Here is a 19,344-nt window from a genome sequence, read left to right as displayed (position 1 = left end):
GGACCGAACGGGAGCCACGAGGTGTCAGCTGCGGAGCCCATGCAAGCACGGCGTGAGGTAAGCCCGGAGCGAGAAGAAGACTCGTGGCGGCAAACTAAATGCGGACGAAGGTCACGCTCTCCGCGGCGAGGTTGACCGCGCTGGCCCTCCATCCGGCGTCTGCGATGGCCCGGGCGACCGCGGAGCCGTCGTATCCGTACCAGTGGGCCATGTGGGTCCGGCACGACTCAGGCAGCGGAAACCCGATCACCTCCTCGACCTGGCCGAAGGTGGAGCGGACCTCGTCGGCGTCCTGTCCGCGTAGCCAGCGGTACAGGTCGGCGTACTTTCCGCTGTGCGAGGCTCGTTCTGCACGGGCCACGCCTGCTTCGTGGTCGGAGGTGTCGCTCGGGTCCTCGACGGCGGGGTCGGACGCCGTTTCGGTGTGCGCCTGGGGCGCCCCCTCGTCCCCGGAGACCGGCTCGACGGGGCGTGGCCAGATCCTGGTGGCTCGCGTTGCGAGTTCGAGGCCACGGGCAGCGATTGCCTCCTCGGTCCACGCGGCGTACTTGCTCAGGTCTCCATTCAGCCTCAGTACGGAGTGCAGCAGCGCGCTCTTCTTCCCTTCCTTGAGTCCAGCCGCCTGGGCGTCAGTGTCGGCCCACGGGCCGTTGCTCATCGCGGGGTTGAGTGACTGCGTGACCAACGTGAGGTTCCCCAACGTCTGGACAGCGGCGTTCCGCCGATCCGTCGCAAGCGGGTCGTCGTCGTTAGGCAGTGACCAGTGCTTCTCCCACGCCTGCGGCATCACGTGTTCAACGGTGAGCCCCTTGGGGCACAGGGTGTCCTCCGTCTTGGTAGTGCTCAAGCGAATGTCGTCCTCGATGGCTTCGAGGAGCATCCGGACGCGGGCACGGCTGAGGTTCTTGTAGACGGAGGTGCCGGTGAGGGCGGTCACGAGTTGGGCGTCGCTCGGCCAGAGCCGGGCATCGGCCTCTTGCCGGCGCAGGAAGGACTCCGTCACATCACCCACGACTGCTGAGTCGGCTCCGTCCACGACCTTCAGGAGATCGACGACAAGCAGGTTGACCCCTTTGGCAGTGAATCTGCACAAGGCTCTCCTGGCCAACCAGGATTCGATCGCCCGAAGGGCCTTGTCGCGTTGCTCGGTCGGACAGTCCTGCGCGGGCCGAGACATGATCCACAACAGAAACGGCGTGACCGCTCCCGAGTCCAGAGCCCTCAAGACCCGGTACTGGAAGATCCCCACAGTGCTGGAAGGTGACGCGTGCTCGATCTGCCTGAAGGTCTCAGCGTCCCGCGCCAGCTCGGCCAGCACGTCCCCCAGATCGGGGGTAGTCGACAGCCGCAGGTAGTCACGGAACTCAAGGAAAACCCGGTCGGTGGCAACGTCACGCAGCAACTTCATGGTCAGCCAGTAGTTCATGAACACGTCGATGCGAGGCCGGTACAGACGGCCCTGAGAGATGTGTTCGCGCCAGTAGTCAGTGTCCAAGGGCGCCCAGTGCTGCGAATACAGCGCGCGGATATCCAAACCCTGAGCCTGGGCCGACTGAAAGACCAGGTTCTTGATCAAGTCAGCCGCCAACAGGGGCGTGCCACGGTGGTTGAGCGTTTCGAAGATGACCTGTGCGTTATCGCCGGGTTCCAGGTCGATGACCACGATCTTCAGAAAGTCGCGCAGCGCCACCGTCAGGGCGTTGAGCCTGGCGCCGGTCTTGGCGGCATCGGCTGGCTCCTCTGCCCACTCTTTGATCTGCGCGGCGAAAAAGCGGTGAGCCTGGACGATGTTCGATTTCTCCAACGCGACTGGCACGGGCATGGAGTCATCCATAGCCGCACGGAACGCCTCCTGGTCCCTGTCGGTGGGCCAGACCTTGAATCTCTCGTCCTTGTTCGATGACAGCTGAGCAGGGTTGAGGACAAGCACGTCCAGAGCCTGCGCATCCTTGGCGTCCCCATGTTGCGCTACCACCATCTGCGCGGCGTCCATCAGCAGCTGCAGCGTGGTCATTCTCTGTTGGCCGTCAACGACCCCGCGCACGCTGATGTAGTCGACAGCGACATGCTGTTGCTCCACGACCACTGCACCGAGGAAGTGCGGCGGGACGGCACGCGGACCGAAGGCAGGAGGCGGGGTGACCAGCACCGTCTCCGCGACTTCTACAACGTCTTCCCACAGCGGCGCCCACTGGTCCTTCTCGTTCCAGACATAGGGGCGCTGAAAGAGGGGGATCACGTACCGGATCTGATTGCCGAAGATCTCGGCCGGCGTCAAGGGTGTGGCCTTCATCGCGCTCCTCAAAATGCTGGTGACCACCAATACCCAACCAGACAAATGGCAGCGAATGCCGTGAGTAGGTGCGGCTGAGCGGGTAAGGACCTCGTTCGAACGGGTCCTTTGCCGTCGAAAAGGTGCGAAAGTGACAGTTGTTGGGCACGGTGAGCTTCGCTCAACGCCCAACGACTCTGGAGCAAGCATGGCCATCGCCTATGACCGACGCGTCCCCGACGCCCTGCTCGACGCCCTCGCACCCGGCGGCTTCGCACACTCCCTCGTGGAGTACGGACGAAGCGGGGCGTTCGCCCTGGACCTACAGCTTCGCGGCTACGCCGGGAAGAACGGGCACTGGGCGACGCTGTACGTCGGCCTGACGAAGGTGCTGGACCTGAACTACCTGCCCGCCAAGGGCTTCCGACTGGGCGCGCACTCCACCTACCGCACCGACCAGAACGGCTGGCACGCCACGTGGGAGAAGCGGCATGACGACGCATGGTGGACCCAGCGATGGGGCGACGTGGAGGACTACCTCGAAATCGTGATCGTGACAGTCGGCCACAGGCATCTGAAGGAGGGAGCAGTGCAGTCCGCGATTTGCGGTTTCGACTCCCCCGATCGCGTGATCATCGACCGGGAGGCATCCGTGACGTTCGGCTCCTCCGGTGAACGAGACACAAAGACGCAGGCCATCGCTGCCCCGCTGCTGTCCGCCCTAGATCGCCACGGAGCACCAGCATGGTGGAAGTCTCACCCCACCTCACTGGGCGGTGAGTGCGACGCGCTGGCGATCGACTCCGCCGGCCGGGTCCTGGCCATCGAGATCAAGCCTGCCGACGCCAGCACCCTTCCTTGGGCACTGGTGCAGGTCATGCACTACGCCAACCTGTTCCGCGCCTGGACCGAAGAACAGCCGCACGCCTCGCACGTCCTCAACGGCATGCTGCGGCAACGCAGAAGCCTCGGGCTAACCCTTGGCGGTGCCACGTTCGGCGCCGGCAGCCCCCTGACGGTTCGCCCAGTGTTGGCCTTTGACCGTCGAGCGACTCAGACGGCCCGAGCCCGTCTCAAGGAGGTGCATGACCACCTGACAGCTAAGGGGATTGTCGTGGACGTCGACGTGTACGAGGCCAACAGGGTGGGCCGCCTCGACCCGTACCAACTGTGAGGAGCTGTCAGTACCCGCGGTTAGCCTGCGCCGCATGAGATTCGCTCAGCGGCACCGCGAACACGCGAAGTCGTGGAAGTCGCACACCAAGGCTCTCCCTGATCAGGCGCGTGCCGATGCCCCCTACGTGATTAAGGACGGCTCCGCGTCGGGCGCGGACCGGCCGTTCTGTCTGCCCTTGGCGTTCGCGGCGCACAACCTGCTGCCTAACGTGCGGGAGCAAGCACTCGCGCTCTTCGCGCAGCTGCAGATCCCCTGGCACGCGGGGGTGGACGAGGGACCGAGCAACCACCTGCTGTCCTCACAGGTCCAGTGCGTGAACGCCCTGACCTCGATGGTCGACGACCCAAATCGTGTCCACCTCGCCTTCGGGGACCTGCTACCCATTGCTGAGGTCCTCGAGATCGAGCCTGAACGCTTCCTCACATTCGAGTTCATCGGAGACACCGACTACTTCAACGAGTCGCCCCGGGGTCCTCGCCGTCGAGGTGCACACTGCACCAGCGTCGATGCGGCGTTCACCTACCGCACGCCGGCAGGGGAACAAGAGCTCGCCCTGGTCGAGTGGAAGTTCACTGAAACCTATGGCCGTCGCCGACCGCAGCCGGATCAGGACCGCACGCGAGCCGCCCGGTATGGTGCATCGCTTCTCGATCCCGCCGGTCCCGTGCGCAGCCACCTCCTGCCCTTCGTGGACCTTCTTCAGGAGCCGCTCTACCAGCTGATGCGCCAACAGCTCCTCGCCTACGAGCTCGAGCGGGACCCCAGTACCCTCTACGACACCGTGCGCGTCATCCACGTCTCCCCTGCCGAGAACGCAGAGCTTCGAGGTTCGGTCCACGGTCGTGCCCGGAAGATCGGCGCCACCGTTGACCTGGTGTGGGCAAGGCTGCTGGTCCACCATGATCGCTTCGTATCCGTCGACTCCAGCAGGTTTCTCGACCCCAGCATCACCAGCGAGGAGTACGCCTACAGATACGCGCTTCCCGTGGCCGAAGCAGCAATTCCTGAACCAGCAATGAGTCGCCGCGACGGCACCCACTTCGTGGGCTCCGGGGACTCGGCGCCGACTCCCGAGGAGCATCTGGCGCGCGCCCAGGTGGCGGCGCAATTGGCTCGAGCTCTGGTCGAGAACGCAGGACACTTGATTGGCGAGGCCCAGCTCCTGCGGAGCAACGGCGGGTCCCCCCGTGCGTACGCCCTGGCCGCTCTGGCCTGCGAGGAGCTCGCCAAGGTGTACCCCTGCATAGACAGCCTGAACATCGGTGCCGCACTCCCAGTCAGGGGGAACAGCTCCTGGTCCGATCACGCCGAGAAGCTCATCACGCTCGCGTCCCTACACCACGCCTTCCTCGAGGACCTCGACAAGGTCGACCCGTCACGACTCACTCCATGGGCCACGCAGGTCCACGCGACCAAGCTTGCAGCCTTCTACGTCGACCACAAGAACGGGTCGGTCACGGCCCCCGAGGCAACGGACCTCGCCGCGACCGACGCCCTAATCGAACTGGCGCAGCGCTGTCACGCGCTCCTGCTAACGGTGGTCGCGCCGCTAACAGCGCAGGCGGTCGTGGAGTACGTGGCTGCTGCGCCAGTCCTCGAATCCCTACTGTCAGGCTTGCCGGCAGACCCCGGGGACATTCCTGGGTCGCTGGGAGCGCTGCGAAACCTGCTGTCCGTCGCTCGTGAGGTCAACGATCAGATGTCCGCGGACGACGTCGTCGGTTTACTCACGCAGGCGCTCCTGCCCGTCGTCGAGGGCACGACCCCCCACAGAGCCGAGGCCGACCCCGTGGGGACCTAGACGACCAGCCGCAGCAGATTCCGCTACTCATAGGCACGTCATCGCGCCATCTGCCACGTCCCGGACGCAAGGGTGTGGTGCTATCGCGACGGCCGTGATTGCCCTCGGAAGCTGTCGCGGGGCCAGCCCTGCGACATGATCACCTCAGCGATCAGTGCCCAGGGGGTTGCGGTCCGATGGTCACGCCGGACAGTGCACCTACATGCCTGCTCTCCCCTGCACCGCCGCCACTGCCAGCCGCCCACCCGGCGGCGAAAAGCCCGCCGACCCACAGCCCAACGACAACGCTGCGATCGCGCAGCCGCCTCAGGCGAACGAGATCGCCCTCAGCGCCGCTCTGAAGGTGATCGGAAACCACGCGGAACGCCAGGGCTGGCTAGAAGACATGCAGCGACCCGCCGGCATGGCCCCGGGCTCCACCGCCCGCGCGCACGCCCGGGCCTTCCGGTTCGCTGACGCGCTGCGGAGGGTCGGATACCAGATTACTGAAGCTCCCCTTGGGCCCCGCGGAGGGCGACGGTTCACCTTGGACCGGTATGACGGTCCCCGAGCGGGACAGATCTTCCGGCTTAAAGAGCTGAGATCGTGCGGGATGAGGCACCTACCGGACGAGTGTGACTGCTTCGACGGACTCACCGATGATGAGATTCAGGTCGTGCGAAGGCTGCACCGTTCATTGGCCAAGACCTGGGGTCGGTGCTACGGAACGGACACGCTCGCCCATATTGTGCAGCGGTACGACGCCCAAACGGTCACGGATGCCGTGTATATCTACATCGAAGGCAACAAGGCGCGGGCCAGCGGCACGACGCTCGAAGAGCTCCTGGAGGCTGTGAAGGCAGCGCACCAGTAGCCCAGGTCGATCTCGCTCCAGATGAGGCACATCGTTCCGTGCCTGCCTAACCAGGCGATCGCGCTTAGCTAGGGCGCCCGCCTCGATCTGGCGGATCGACACCAGGGCGTCCCCCCACACCCAAGCGCGCGCACGCCCACGGGCGCGTCCTCCGGTACCGACTAGCTGCCCGCACGGCCAGGTTGCAGCAGGTCCAAGAGTTGGTCGACGCCGAGTCGAAGCTCCTCGTACGCGTGGGCATAGAACAACGGAGTCAACTGGTCGAGGGGCACATCGTCGAAGGCGGCGACCAGTTGACGGATCTCCCGGACGGCGCCTCGTGCGGCGTCGATCTGAACATCCATGTCACCGCTGTCGATGACGTCGCGTCCGCTGCCCCCACACTGGCGGCACGCGGCGCTGCCCAACTCAATTGCATCGACCACCTGGGCAACTCGATACTCACCGCTCGCGATCAGCGCCCGGGCGCACTCGCCGCAGTAGGGGACCTGCCCTTCTGCTTCGTCGCCGTCGTCGAGAATGCCGATCGCCGCGGCCGGCACGTTCTCATGACCTGTGGTGCAACACCATGGGGGCATTTGGACTCCGGGGACGTCGGCCGCTTCGTTCGTCATGACACCTGCTGCTTGAGCTCTACTGCCGCCACGGAGCACAGCGGCACCTCGAGCACCGCCTTGGCCCAGACGACGAGCAGCCATGCACGGCTCTGCTCATCAACCTCAAGGCCGCGAAGCAGCACCCGCGTCACTCTCGGCGGGGCATCCAACTGTGGCTGCCACCTCAACCAAACGTCGGCGGTGCACTTGCCGCGCAGCCACACGCCGAGATCGTCAAGATCGGATGGACGCCCCGTGGGGATGAAGCCCTGACCCGTTGGTCGACGGGCGGTTCGTTCGTCGCGCACCACGCGCGACTGTGCCGCCGAGGCGCGGCGTCCCGGGTGCCCCCAGAACTCGATCACCATCAAACGGCCGGGGAGCTCGTCGGGTGGGGACGCCGGCATGCGACGACGGAACACGACCCGAGGGTCGCGTCGAGGCTCGTGCAGAGGGCTACCCCAGCTACCCGGGTCGAGCAGCTCGAGTCCTCGCGCGTGCTGGTCGACTGGGTCGGCGAGAAGGCCCTGGGCTTCGTCACGCCAGAGGAGCTCGGCGGGGCTGCGCGCGATCTGCAGGACTGAGACGAGCGTAGGGGTGTCGACGGCGAGGGGGTGTCGGGACGCCCACAACTCGGTCATGCGGACGAGGGTGTGACGCACCAGCAGGTCTGCGGTCGTCGTCGGTGGCGGCAACGGCCATGCCGTCAGCGCCAGGTCCAGCTCAGCCGCAGCCCGAAACAGCAGACCAATGTGGCGCGAGTTGAGGCGGGGCAGCAGCCAGGGTGGGAGCTGGCGTGTCCATGGTCCCGGTGGCATGCCCGGCAGGGCGGGATCGGTCAGCTCGGCGGCGAGAAGCACCGTCTGCAGAGCCGAACAGGCGGCCACCAGGGTGACCTGCTCGGGGCCCTCACCCGGTCGTGACCCGTGACGTACACGGTGTGCTGCGGCGACCGTTAGCCATGGGTCGGTGCCGAGCCTGGGGAGGCGGTGGAGGTCAGCCAGCCGAGCCCCGCGCAACAACGCTTCACGCTCTGCCGCAAAGCTTCTCGCCATGGAGCCACTGTGCCTGTGTGCGCCTTCGGGGCATATCCCGTCAACGGAATGTCCAGCGGGGACGGCGGGCTGGTGGACGATCCCGCCCAACCGGTGACAGATCCTGACTCCTTGTGTTGTCGTTCAAGAATGTCGTCGGAATCGGCACGGAGGCGGGCATCGAAGGCAATGTTGGAGCGTCGCGCACCCGCACGGTCCACGCCATGCCGACCACGCGACGTCGCCTTGACCAACGCAGGCTTCTGCCCCGGGACTACCTCCTCGACCCGCACCATTTCGGCCGCGCGGATGATCCGAAATGGGTGCTGCCAGAGGGTGGGGACCTGGTTTCCCAACGCGTTGCGGAAGTGCAACACCACATTGCAAAAGAGGTGGGAGGCCGCCGCTCCCCAGGGCTGGCAAGGGTCGTCACCGCGCGGTTCGAGTTCTCCAAGCAGTACTGGAGCGCGTGCCTGCTGGGAAAGGCGTGGATGGGTGAAACGGTCCTCGCCGCGGCCGTCTTCGCCGAATGGACGACACGTCCGCTCAGGGGAAGCCCTGCCGCCAACACTTGAGCTTGGTGTCCGGTGAAGGCAGACCAGCAACCTTCGGGCTGGGACACCCCGCCCGACGAGACCCTGGCCCGACCAGCCTTGGTCGGGGCACTGGCGCACATGGCCATCGCCGCCGTCTTGGCCGACCCGCACGGTGTTGGGACCATGCTCGGGTCGAATGGTTGGCGTCGCGCACTCTGGGAAGCAGACCGGCTCCTGTGCCCACCCCTGGTGGAGAGCCGGGCCCACCGCCAGATCATCGCCTCAGCGGTCACCGTGTACTTCCGCCAGCTCCTTCCCCCACCCCAGTGGTCGCTGCTGGCATCCGAACCACTGGTCTCCGGGACCCGGCCCGACGTCTTGTGGCGTCATCGCAGCGGCCGCCTCCTCGCCGACGAGATCAAGACCGGCCACACCTCGCTCGACCTCACCCGCACCCGCCAACAGGCCGCCCGACAGCTCGCCGCCATCCGGTCGACGCACGGCGACGCCGCCATAGGCATCCGCGTGCTCTCCACGCGAGCACCCCAAGCGTCCTGGTTCCTTGACAGCGCAGGCGGCCGCGGGCCGATGCCGCCAGGTCTCTACCGTCAGCCCCTGCGCGACCGCCGGCATCCGGCGCACGTCCCCTGGACCCTCCGCGATGGTGCGTGGACGCCGGGGGCTCGCGGACCCCCAACACCCTGACGCCAGGGTGATCACGACCGATCGCCGGCGGCAGCTCGCACGGGCATTGCGCCCCATTCTCGGCACCGAACCGTGCCGGTCATGGACGCAATCAACGAAGAGACGCTGGCACGCCATCACGAGATGGGCGCGGTCGCCCACCGGGTCATTGCCCGAATCGCGGCCCGGACGCGAACCCCGTCCATGGACCTGATCCGTGCGGAGATCCTGGGCGCGCTTCCGCACCTGGAGCCCAACGAGGGTCGAGCACACCGCCAGAACATCACCGGCGCCGTCAACACCTACTTCGGCCGGCTCCTTCCCCCTGAGCCCTGGAAGTTCCACGGCGCGGAAGTGGCCCTCGGACGCGGCCGGCTCGACCTGCTGTGGCGTGACCCGCACGGGCGACTCCTGATCGACGAGATCAAGACCGGGCGAGCCGCCTTCTTCGAAACCACCGCCAACCTGCAGCAGGGGCGCACCTACGTCGCCGACGGACGACGACAGTTCGGGAACAGGCTCACCGGCCTCCGCCTGCTCTGCCTGCAGCACCCCGAACGTTCCCTGTACCTGGCCCGCCCGTCCTCGCCGTACCGCCACCTGTTCGACGTCGCCGACCACCGACGGGGCTCGGCCCATCAGCGGCCGCCGTACGGCCCTGGGCGTCCCATCCCCCAAATTACCCACACCGCCCGCCATGGAATCGGTCGATCGACCCACGCGAAGACGCACCTGCGCGCCGCACCATAGATCACGGCCCCAGACGCAGCAGCGCAGCGGTCGACAAGCCCGCCCCTTCAAAAGAGTTGATCAGTCATGCCCAACAAGCCCAAGATGCTCCGCCCCGCCCGCGACCGCGCAGTCAAGGACCTGCTCGCCCACCGCGACGCCCATGGGCGCTTGGACCGCACCGCTTTCGCCATCGCCGCCGCCGAGTCCGGCTACTCCGTGCGTCAGCTGCAGCGCCAGGTCGCCAAGGTCGACTCCTCCGGCGACGGAGCCCACCAGCAGGAGTTCGAGGTCGACCATTCAGTCATCGAGACCATGTTCCGCCACAACGGCAACATCACCGACACCCGCAGGTTCCTCGAGCGGGGCGGCCACACCGTTCCGAGCCTGAGCACCTTCCGCCGCCGTGTCCTGGCCGCAATGAGCTCCCACGCGCTCGCGGTCGCCAAGGCTGGTCCTCGTGCCAGCCGCGACGCTCGCGTCCACCTGCCGCGCGAGGTCGAGGAGCGGGGCGCCACCTACCTGCTCGACCACACCGAGCTGCCTATCTGGGTAGTGCCCGAGGGGTACCGGACGGCCAGCCGCCCCTGGATGACCGTCGTCATGGACGCGGGCAGCCGGTATGTGCTGGCGTGGGTGGTCACCTTCGGAACCCCCACCGCGGAGGAGGTGCGCGCAGCGTTGATGTGCGCATTCACCGTCCGTGCTGCCGCCGACGGACAGACCCCGGTCGGGGGTCTGTGCGACCGGGCCATGTGGGACCGCGGCCTGGACTTCCTGTCCGACCTGATCACCGAGTCCTGCAGCCGAGTCGGCGTGATCCCCATCGCGCTGCCCGCGTACAGCCCGCATCTGAAGGGCTCGCTCGAGCGGTTCTGGCGGTTCCTGAAGAAGAACGCCATCGCACCGCTGCCCGGCTACATCGACTCCGGTGTCGACGTCCGCGGCCAGTACCTGTTCGCCTCCCACGCGCTGCCGCAGGCCGAGCTGATCAACCAGCTCAAGCAGTGGATCGACTGGTACAACACCGAACACGTCAACCGGAACCTGGGCGGCACCGCCCTGAAGGCATGGCAGCAGGGAACCACGCCGCTGCGCGCCATTGCCTCCGAACAGCTGTGGCAGGACTTCCTCATCAGCGCCCGTCACAAGGTCGGGAAGATGGGAGTCCGCTTCGGCAAGTGGGACTACGTCGACCCGAACGATGCCCTCACTGGTCTCATCGGGCGCACCGTCGAAGTACGGTTTCTGCCGCACACCCGCGAGTTCATCGAGGTCTTCCACGAGGGCTTGCACGTCGCCACCTGTTACCCCTCCCACCAGTTGCAGACCGATGACAAGGTCGCGTTCATGAAGGCGAGGCGGCGGGCCGAGAACGACGCCCGCAACGCATTCCGCACCTCCCACCGGATGCGCAACGAGCACCGCGGCGCTCTTGAGCTAACCGAGGTCAAGGACGGGCGCCACACCAGTCGTGTCGCGCTCGACGCCCCGGTCGATCTGCGTCAGGACGCTGACCGGGCACTGGACCGGTTCAAGTCCCTTGAGGACCCCACCGGGCAGATCACCCTCTGGTGAAGCCTCACATGCTGGCTGGACTGGAGATCGAGGCCAACCCGGTCCGCACCCCGGTGTTCACGCAGATCGCCGACCAGCTCCGGTTCGCCACCACCTTTCACGGTGCCATGGTCGTCGCGGGCGACCATGGCACCGGGAAGCGGTTCGCCCTCGCCACCGTGCTCTCGGAGCAGGAGCTGCCCGCGCACCAGGTCGTCGTTCCGCCGGCCGCCAGTCCCAAAGATCTCGTGCGCCTCATGTACGAGGCAGTGCACCAGGAGGACGACGTCTTCGCGCTGCGCGACATGCAAGACGAGCTCATCGACACCCTCTCCGGCGTGCCTCGGATCCTCGTGATCGACGGCGCCGACCAGCTCACCGGCCAAGGAGCCGAACAGCTGCACTACCTGCACGCCCGACCCCAGGCCGCCTGGACCCTGGTGCTGCTCGGACCACCGGAGACCATCCGCGCCGTCACCGTCAGCGCGGGGCTACGTGGCGAGATCATCGCCACCGTCGAGGTTAAGCACCTCAGCGGGGCCGACCTGCACACCGCCGTGGGCAGCCTGCACCCCATCTTCCTGCTGGCCGGCGCTGACCTGATCACCCTCATTGACCAGCAGGTGTGCAAAGGGCGCCTCAAGAACTGGGCCCGCTTTCTGCAGGCAGCCCTCTACGTCCAACGCCAGGAGACCGCCGCCGGGCGCGACCCTCGGCCCTTCGACGTCGACTTCACCCGGGACGTGATCAAACACATGCCCGACCTCACCCCTCGCAAGAGGCGCTGACCATGCCCGTAAACCACGTCGAAACCACCGAGATCCCGCTGACGCTCCCCACCGGAATCGCCTGCACCGCCAGCCCGGTATGGATCGAGGTCCGCCCCGACCTGAAACGCTCCGCCGCCCTCGCCGGCGACATCCTCACCGCCCTCGGCAAACGCCGAGACGTCGCCGGCAAAGGCCGCAACGAGAACGAAGACATCGCCCTAGCAATCGCGTGGATGCAGGCGTATGCCATCACGGCCCTGGTCGCCACCGAAGCGCAACGCCTCAACCCCCTGGTCCTGCGCCAACTCACCACCATCGCCAAGTCAGCCAATGTCCCCCTGTGGCTGCTTCACCGCGCCCCCCGGTCCGACAGCTTCGTCCGCGCCCTCGAACGACGCCACGCCCACCCCAGGCACCTCGACGAGGTCCCACCGCCCCGCACCTGGCACCCCACCGTCGGCGCCAGACCCACCCTGGCTGTGTCCCTGCCCAAGGTCGGCTTCCATCAGTTCCTCACCGCCTGCCACGCCACGCTGCCACCCAAGGCACTCGACCGCGTGCTTCTCCGGCACGCCTCCACAGCCAACCACTGCCACGAAGTGATGCAACGAGATGGCGCAGAAGTCGACGTCATCGCCCGCCTAGCCGAAGGCATCCTGCGACCCGCCCCGCAGGACGACCTGCTGATCACAGACATTCGCGCTCTCCAGCTCGCCGCATGGCACCGCGATGTCTACCTCAAGACCGACGTCACCCAACTCGTCGCCAGCCCCGAACGCCAGCTCATCGACGCCCATAGCGTCGACCAGGCCCTCGTCGCCTACCGCCAGCCCCAACGTGCCATCGCCGTCACCCTGACCATGCACCAGGTCGGGGTGCGGACCATATCCGGGCTCAGGCTCCACGACGCTCAAGCCGACGGCACCAGCATCACCCTGCCCGACGGTCGCCCACTCGAGCTGCCAGAACACTCCGCCGCCGCGCTACGCGCCCTCGTCACACTCCGCACCAACAACGCCGGCGGCGGCGCAACGCCGCTACTCAACAGCCCTGAGCGAGCCGTGTCCCAAATGCTCAACGACGCCAACACCGACCTCAACGTTCGGGTCCACGGACGCCGCGCCGAACGACACGTCCACCCGAACTGCTGGCTCCGCAAGCTCGGCCTCACACCCCACCAACTCACATGATCAACGCCATCACGCTGAGCCAGACCCGCACCGAACTCGGCCTCTCCCAACGCAAGCTCGCGACCTTGACCGGCCTCAACTACCAAGTGATCCGACGCTTGGAACTGGGCGGTGACGACGGCGGCCTCACTCTGCGCGAGCTCGGCAAGATCTGTGAGGCCCTCAACCTGGACCCGGCCCAACTGCTCACCGGCCGGAAGCGAATCGAGCCACCAACACCCGCCGTCGGCACCAGCTCGGACGAACTCGACCTCAGTCAGGCTCGCCTGCTCCGTCGTCTGCAAATGGCGCATGATCCTCGTCGTATTCTGAGCGATCAGGACCGCCAGACGGTGCTGCCCAGCCTGATCAGGTGTGGGCTCGTCCGCACGGCGGCTGGCGGGTCACTCCGATTGACGCCTCAGGCTGAAGAAGATCTGGCTCACCCCGAGCTGCTGAATTGCTAGCAGCGAGCGCCCTTTCGCCTGTGCCGACTCGCCCAGGTCACGCACCTTCGCGAATGTACGTGACCCCGAAGGCGCGGACCTGGCGGAACTCCTGAAGCCTGTTGGCGAGGTCAAACGCGTCACCGGTGACGTACTGGAAGATGTCCAGGCCGCGGCCCAGGTTGATCCGCCAACCAGTGTCGGTGACGATCGACCGGTCGTGGATGGAGGTCTCGAACGAGACGTCCAGGTGGATGCCGGCTGCAGAGGCGGCCTGCTTGACCTTCAGCAGAAGTTCAAGTTGCTTGCGGACCTTGTCCTCACTCTCGGTGTGCTCGGAGGTCACAAGCTTGACGTTGATCTCGTCCGCGGCGTCCTTCATGGACGCGATGCTCGCGATCAGCTCCATGAGGTTGCGGGCCTGGTGGAACTGGCGGATGTACGGGTCGGTGATCGTGATGTTGGTTGCGCCGCGGAGGTATGGGATCAGGAGCGTTTCGTAGCCGACGCCCCGCTGATTCTCCTGATACTCGCGGTGGCCCTCGAAGAGCCTCTCGGGCTCGGGCGTAGCGGGCTCTTCAGCCGGGTGCGTACCCTCCGCTTCCTCCGACTGGGCGGATCCCGAGTCGTCGAGATCAGCCTCATTACGACGAGTGTGACGGTAGTGCGTCGGGTACTCGTCTTCTTCGAGCGTCGTGACGGCGTGCCACTCGCCGGACTTGTCCAGGTAGCCGAACTTAACGTCGGCCATCGTGGTGTCGATGCGAAGGATCTGGTCCTTGACGCGCTTACGGCCCTCAACGGCGAACCGCAGGATCTCCTCGATCTCCTCCTTGGTCGCTTCTCCGTGCGGGTACAGGATCTTCATCAGCCCGGAGAAGGTCTTGTGGATGCCGTCGCGGTCACGGGTGGAGATGTCCGACCCGAGGGTGAAGTGCTGCTGGTACCTGTCGGAGTAGTCCGTGTTGCGCATCGACTTGAGGACTTCGGCGATGTAGTCGACGACGAAGCCGTAGCCGTCGGAGAACATTTCGCCGCGGATCGTGTCGACTTCCCAGCCTGGGATGTAGTGGTGGAGGCGGTCGAGGTACGCCGCGTCGTGGTAGCTCTCGGGCAGCTCATCAAAGAGGTCCGAGTGCTTGAGCATGTAGGGAACGGTGTGGGACGTGTTACCCACGAAGACCATCGACGCCTCGGCGCCGAGAGTCTCAACCCCGCGGGAGAACGTCTTGTTTGCCATGTAGTTCTTCATGATGTCGACGAGGGCCTTGTCGGTGCGCTTCTTCTTGCCGGCGAACTCGTCGAAGGCGACAACGTCCCAGTACCCGACCAGGCCGATGCGGCCATTGGAGTTGTTGACGAATAGCTTGGGGACGGTCACCTCTCCCCCGGAGATGAGCATGCCGTGCGGTGAGAACTCCGAGAAGATGTGCGATTTGCCGGTGCCCTTCGGGCCGAGCTCGACCAGGTTGTAGTTGCGCTCAACGAATGGGATGAGACGCACGAGCTGGATGAGCTTGGCGCGGCGGCCGAACAGCTCGGGGTTGAAGCCGATCGATTGGATAAGCAGGTCGATCCACTCGTCGGTGGTGAACTCGCGGCGCGAGGTGGTGTAGCTGTCGAAGTCGAAGTGGGAGAGCTGGATCGGCTTGAGCGAACCGAGCTGCCACGGGGTGACGCGCGCGTCGTCGAAGTGGAAGTAGTCGATGTCGCAGATGCACCACACGCCGCCGACCAGAAGCTTGGGGTGTGCCTTGACGGTGACCGACTCGACGATCACTCCCTTGATGCCCAGGTTGGAGAACTCAGCCTCGTACCGGTCGTCCTTGTCGTTGAGGGAGACGGTGACTTTGTCGATGATCTTGTAGCGACCGCGCTCACGGATAGTCGACTTCACCAGCTCGGACTGGTTTCGGTGGACGTAGTGGTCAGCCAGGATCTGACGAACGGATGCTATGCCTGCCTGGATAGTGGCCTCGTCATCGGAAGCGGCGTACTGGCCGAGCAGGTACTCCAGCACGTATGACGGCACGATCGCGTTGCCCTTGACGGCCTTGACGAGGTCCTTACGCACGACCAAGCCGGCGAAGTGGCGGTTGATCTTTTGGTCCAGGGCGGTCAGTTCCGCCTTCTGGTCGCTCGCCTCCTCGGTCGTGGCTCCCTCGGGGACGCCGCTTGGTCGCTGGATCTGAGTCATTCAGTCGCCTCCAGGCCGGGGATCTTCTTCAGGGCGGCACCGAACTTGGGGTAGTTGATCTTTACCCCGTCGTCGAGATCGATGGCGAGGTTCTGTGATGCCAGCGGGTAGAGCACGTCGTGCTCGTACTCGCCCAGCTCAACAAGCACCTTGCGCAAGCGGTCGGCTTCCTTGGCATTGTTGGAACGTTCTGCATACTCGAGGCTCGCCTTGAGCTTGCCCTGGAACTCTCGAAGGTACTCATTAAGCACCGTTGAGACAGTCGACGGCGTGTACCGGTGCATGTAGATCAAGGCGTTGAACGACCCGTTAGGGCTGGAGAACAGCCAGTAGATCGGACGCTTCTTGTACCGCTGGACGTGATCCTTGTAGAAGGACTTCACGAAGTAGTCCCGCAGGCTCTTCACTCCCAGCGACTCGGTGACGAACCGCAGATTCTCCTCGAAGTGCTCCTCGCCGAACGCGGCCCGAAGGAACTGACGGAACCGCTCCACAATGTCGTCCTCGAACCAGTCCCCGTCGACTATCGGGATGACGTTGTCCGCATCCGGCAGGAAGCTCGGCGACGGCACCTTCGCGAGGTAGTCCTGCAACGTCGCACCCTGATCCGCGAGGATCAAACCCGGCTCATTAAGGCTATAGCGTCCAAACATGCAGCCAACGGCGAGGGACATGAAAGCCGTCATGAGTTCGGCGACCGTCGGTCGCTCCGTGACCAGGTCCGAGCTATTCGGCCCCGTGAGTCCCGTCGCGAGAAGCGGACCGACGATCGCGTCGATCTCATCGGCAACCTTCAACTGCAGACGCTCGCGGGCAGTGCGCTCGGCGATGAGCAACTCTGTCGCATCCCGCATGGAACTGCCATCAGCTCCGCCAAGAATCGGACAAACCACGAACTCGTCCGCTGTTTCGCGAGCCTCCCACTCATTCTTCGCCATCTTCACCAACTGATCCCCAAGGCGTGTAAGGGCTGACTTTTCAGAATCGGACCAAACTGGCTCAGGCAACTCCAGAACGTTCGCAACCTGTGTGTTGATGGTTGGGTTGAGGACCGCCACGAGCGCGCGAACTTCACTGGAATTCAGGTAGGCCAAGAGCGACAGAACATCGTCCTCACTGTCCGGAAGCAGCGTGGGTGAGGCCGAGTCGAACTCCTCGTCCGCGTTCTTGATACGGAAGCTCAACCTCCCGATCTTGGTCCAGCAAACACCGACGACACCTCGATTCTCGTCTGGGTACAACCCGCCGTGGCTGCGGTAGAAGTCAACGGCGTCCCTCGAAAAGTCGACCACGAAGTCGCGGTTTCCGTAAAACGGTCGGAAGTCTCCACCTTTGATCAGTGGACGCCATCGTTCGCTAGCCCGCGATACCTCCCACCAGTACCTGATGAACCGAGTTCCGTGGTGCGTCTTTAGCCGTCCTCCGGAGCGCCAACGCGCAGAGACCCGAGGCCCGTGGAATACCTCGAAGTTCTGGATGGCGTGAGCGAATGGTGCTCCCGGCAGGTCCAGAAACCGTTCAGCAGGCAACTCGCGCCGATGCGCTGCGTTCTCTTGCCGCATTGCCTTCGCGAACGCAGCGCTCTTGGCCCTCTCGTCCCGGCCGGCGGTGAGATCAAGGAAGATCGACCGCCGATTGGTCCCGGTTCCGTTCTCGATCACGAACGCAGCGGTCGAAACGACTGCCCCTCCGATGGTGTCGAAGGCGGCGGTTCCGAGCTGGAGCAAACTAACGACTCGTCGGCTCTCAAGGATCGACCTCCTAAGTGTCTCGTAGCTGGCAATGAAGAGCCACGACTGCATCGTGATCATTCCAACTAGCGCGCCCCTTGTGCCGAGGGCCAGGCACCGCTCGATGAACATGGCGAACAGGTCCGACTTGGACCTTCTGTATTCGCCCAACGCGAACTCCGCCAGGGCGGGAGACATGCTTCCGCTTCCCATGTAGGGCGGGTTTGCAACCACCACGGAGTACCGAGGAGCGAGGTACTCGGCCTGCCGCATGGCGCGCCGTGCCCACTCGATCGTGTCGGCCCTCAGCATGCGTGCCGGCAGCGCCCCAAGATCTGTGGCGAGCCGGTAGAACCCGGCTCCCTCATCCGTTCCGCCGNCCCATGTAGGGCGGGTTTGCAACCACCACGGAGTACCGAGGAGCGAGGTACTCGGCCTGCCGCATGGCGCGCCGTGCCCACTCGATCGTGTCGGCCCTCAGCATGTCGCCGCCGTCATCGAGCGTCTTCAGGTGGCGCGCGAGCCGGGGGGTCAGGTCAGTGTCGGGTCGGATGAGTGCGCCGAGGGTGTCCGCTTCCGCGAACTGGTTCCAGAACGCTTCTTCCGCGTGCCGGTCGCCGCCCTTGGTGACGAGGAAGTCGAGCTCATCAGGGGTGAACGAGATCGGTTCGATCACGCAAACGTTCGGCTCGACCTGCTTGTTGAAGAACGTGCGCTGCCTGTCTCGGGCTTTCATCGTGAGGGCGAACGCGGCCAGGGCGCCGGCGCGCGGGTCGATCTCGGTGCCGAACAGGTTGTGGTTAAGGATCAGGCCGGGAATCTCGGCCGGCGCGTAGCCCTCCTCCTCGTAGATCGCGTAGAGCAGGTCGAAGGCGTAGGTGAGCATATGGCCAGAGCCGCAGGCCGGGTCGATGATCTTGAGTTCTTCGGGCGTGGCGATCTTCAGGAAGTCGGTCTCCTGGTCAACTGGGGCGATGTAGTAGTCCATCTGCCTGACCAAGCCTGAGTCGGGCCGGTTGAGCATCCACAGCCGTCCGAGGGAGTTCTCGACGAGGTAGCGCACGATCCAGTGCGGGGTGAAGAGCTGGGTGGCGGCGGGGATCTCATCAGCGCCGGCCTTCTTGTTCTTCTTGAACCCGGCGAAGACCTCGTCCTTCCGCTCCGAGATGTAGAACTGGTACAGCCACCCGATCACCTCGACGTCCTTACACACGTCCTCGGTCAGCACCTGCACCGAACGGTTGAGCACCGAGTCGTCGGCGAGCAGGTTGGCCGGGATCAGCAGCTCGGTGAAGTCTCCCTGGCGTTCGAACATGAACGGCATGGCCCTATTCCAGTAGCGGCAGTACTCCGCCAGCAGCAGCGCGTACGCCTCACCCTGCGGGTCGCCGCTGCCGCGCGAGCCATCTAGGAGCCTGTCCACTGCCGTACGAGTTGAAGGGCTCACAACCTCGGTGTCGATCACACCACGCTTGGCAGCGGCAAGAATCTCTGGTTGGCCGACCTCGGCTCCCGCTTGCGGGGAGACCACGCCGATGCCGGTGTATGTGTTGGCGTCCATGAAACGCAGCGCGATGACTCGGTTGAACCAGGTGTACGCAACCTTGTCCGCGACGGCAGCCCGACCCCCCTCACCACCACCGCCAGCGGTGACCGCCCTCTCCAAAGCCGCCACCGCCCTCGACTGCTCAACCCGCTCCGCAGAACCCGGCGCCAACACAGCACTCACCCGCGCACCGACCTCGCGCAAGAGCTCCTTGCGCGCCCACACCGCGAAAGACTTCAGAGCTACT

General features: G+C 65.3%; 16 protein-coding genes. 10 read left to right on the top strand and 6 right to left on the bottom strand.

All coding sequences use genetic code 11. The features are described 5' to 3' along the window. Positions 1 to 94: 94 nt before the first annotated feature. Positions 95 to 2,293, bottom strand: coding sequence for a DUF262 domain-containing protein (locus ASG91_RS00075; protein ID WP_056920598.1), 2,199 nt, complete (start codon positions 2,291 to 2,293; stop codon positions 95 to 97). A gap of 187 nt (positions 2,294 to 2,480) precedes the next feature. Between ASG91_RS00075 and ASG91_RS00070 the strand changes: the two genes are divergently transcribed. The 3 genes from ASG91_RS00070 (at position 2,481) to ASG91_RS00060 (ending at position 6,103) form a co-directional block, all read left to right on the top strand. Beyond that, on the top strand, positions 2,481 to 3,446 hold the full coding sequence (locus ASG91_RS00070) for a hypothetical protein (RefSeq protein ID WP_056920597.1): 966 nt from the start codon (positions 2,481 to 2,483) through the stop codon (positions 3,444 to 3,446). A 34-nt stretch (positions 3,447 to 3,480) separates the two neighbouring features. Further along, positions 3,481 to 5,250, top strand: a complete 1,770-nt coding sequence (locus ASG91_RS00065) for an AbiV family abortive infection protein (protein WP_056920596.1) — start codon at positions 3,481 to 3,483, stop codon at positions 5,248 to 5,250. 202 nt (positions 5,251 to 5,452) lie between these two features. Beyond that, on the top strand, positions 5,453 to 6,103 hold the full coding sequence (locus ASG91_RS00060) for a hypothetical protein (protein ID WP_056920595.1): 651 nt from the start codon (positions 5,453 to 5,455) through the stop codon (positions 6,101 to 6,103). 161 nt (positions 6,104 to 6,264) lie between these two features. Here the strand turns inward: ASG91_RS00060 and ASG91_RS00055 are convergent, their stop codons facing one another. Continuing rightward, positions 6,265 to 6,717, bottom strand: coding sequence for a hypothetical protein (locus ASG91_RS00055; protein WP_157605844.1), 453 nt, complete (start codon positions 6,715 to 6,717; stop codon positions 6,265 to 6,267). Beyond that, entirely contained in the window at positions 6,714 to 7,754 is a 1,041-nt protein-coding gene (locus tag ASG91_RS00050) for a hypothetical protein (protein ID WP_157605841.1), read from the bottom strand. The genes ASG91_RS00055 and ASG91_RS00050 overlap by 4 nt, the downstream gene beginning before the upstream one ends. Positions 7,755 to 7,867: 113 nt before the next feature. On the opposite strand from ASG91_RS00050, the gene ASG91_RS20450 reads away from it, so the two are divergent. The 7 genes from ASG91_RS20450 (at position 7,868) to ASG91_RS00020 (ending at position 13,645) form a co-directional block, all read left to right on the top strand. Next, positions 7,868 to 8,308 carry a hypothetical protein gene (locus ASG91_RS20450; protein ID WP_157605838.1) on the top strand — a complete coding sequence of 147 codons (441 nt, stop codon included), beginning with the start codon at positions 7,868 to 7,870 and terminating at the stop codon, positions 8,306 to 8,308. 12 nt (positions 8,309 to 8,320) lie between these two features. Further along, a complete protein-coding gene (locus ASG91_RS00045; protein WP_056920592.1) occupies positions 8,321 to 8,974 on the top strand; it encodes a hypothetical protein in 654 nt (217 codons plus the stop codon). A 72-nt stretch (positions 8,975 to 9,046) separates the two neighbouring features. Next, positions 9,047 to 9,703, top strand: coding sequence for a hypothetical protein (locus ASG91_RS00040; RefSeq protein ID WP_157605835.1), 657 nt, complete (start codon positions 9,047 to 9,049; stop codon positions 9,701 to 9,703). A gap of 66 nt (positions 9,704 to 9,769) precedes the next feature. Continuing rightward, positions 9,770 to 11,260 carry a Mu transposase C-terminal domain-containing protein gene (locus tag ASG91_RS00035; protein WP_056920590.1) on the top strand — a complete coding sequence of 497 codons (1,491 nt, stop codon included), beginning with the start codon at positions 9,770 to 9,772 and terminating at the stop codon, positions 11,258 to 11,260. Between the two features lie 8 nt (positions 11,261 to 11,268). Further along, complete coding sequence (locus ASG91_RS00030) at positions 11,269 to 12,027, top strand: ATP-binding protein (RefSeq protein ID WP_056920589.1); 759 nt, start codon at positions 11,269 to 11,271, stop codon at positions 12,025 to 12,027. A gap of 2 nt (positions 12,028 to 12,029) precedes the next feature. Then, positions 12,030 to 13,199: a hypothetical protein gene (locus ASG91_RS00025; RefSeq protein ID WP_056920588.1), complete on the top strand. Its 1,170-nt coding sequence runs from the start codon at positions 12,030 to 12,032 to the stop codon at positions 13,197 to 13,199. Further along, positions 13,196 to 13,645, top strand: coding sequence for a helix-turn-helix domain-containing protein (locus tag ASG91_RS00020; protein WP_056920587.1), 450 nt, complete (start codon positions 13,196 to 13,198; stop codon positions 13,643 to 13,645). Before ASG91_RS00025 ends, ASG91_RS00020 begins: the two co-directional genes overlap by 4 nt. Before the next feature lie 37 nt (positions 13,646 to 13,682). On the opposite strand, the gene brxL is transcribed toward ASG91_RS00020, so the two are convergent. The 3 genes from brxL to pglX (ASG91_RS00005) form a co-directional block, all read right to left on the bottom strand. Beyond that, the gene (gene brxL, locus ASG91_RS00015; RefSeq protein WP_082593788.1) at positions 13,683 to 15,821 is read right to left on the bottom strand and encodes a BREX system Lon protease-like protein BrxL; all 2,139 of its coding nucleotides are present in this window, start codon (positions 15,819 to 15,821) and stop codon (positions 13,683 to 13,685) included. Continuing rightward, positions 15,818 to 17,824: a BREX-1 system adenine-specific DNA-methyltransferase PglX gene (pglX, locus tag ASG91_RS21410; protein ID WP_371262023.1), complete on the bottom strand. Its 2,007-nt coding sequence runs from the start codon at positions 17,822 to 17,824 to the stop codon at positions 15,818 to 15,820. The genes brxL and pglX (ASG91_RS21410) overlap by 4 nt, the downstream gene beginning before the upstream one ends. 107 nt (positions 17,825 to 17,931) lie before the next feature. Then, positions 17,932 to 19,280 (bottom strand): BREX-1 system adenine-specific DNA-methyltransferase PglX (gene pglX / locus ASG91_RS00005; RefSeq protein WP_235545356.1); only part of this gene is annotated, 1,349 nt, incomplete at its 3' end. Between the last annotated feature and the right edge of the window lie 64 nt (positions 19,281 to 19,344).

Source organism: Phycicoccus sp. Soil802 (assembly GCF_001429605.1).
In the GTDB taxonomy this organism is placed as follows: domain Bacteria; phylum Actinomycetota; class Actinomycetes; order Actinomycetales; family Dermatophilaceae; genus Pedococcus.
Note: the sequence above shows the minus strand (reverse complement) of the source record. Positions and strands in the feature narration are given on the sequence as shown.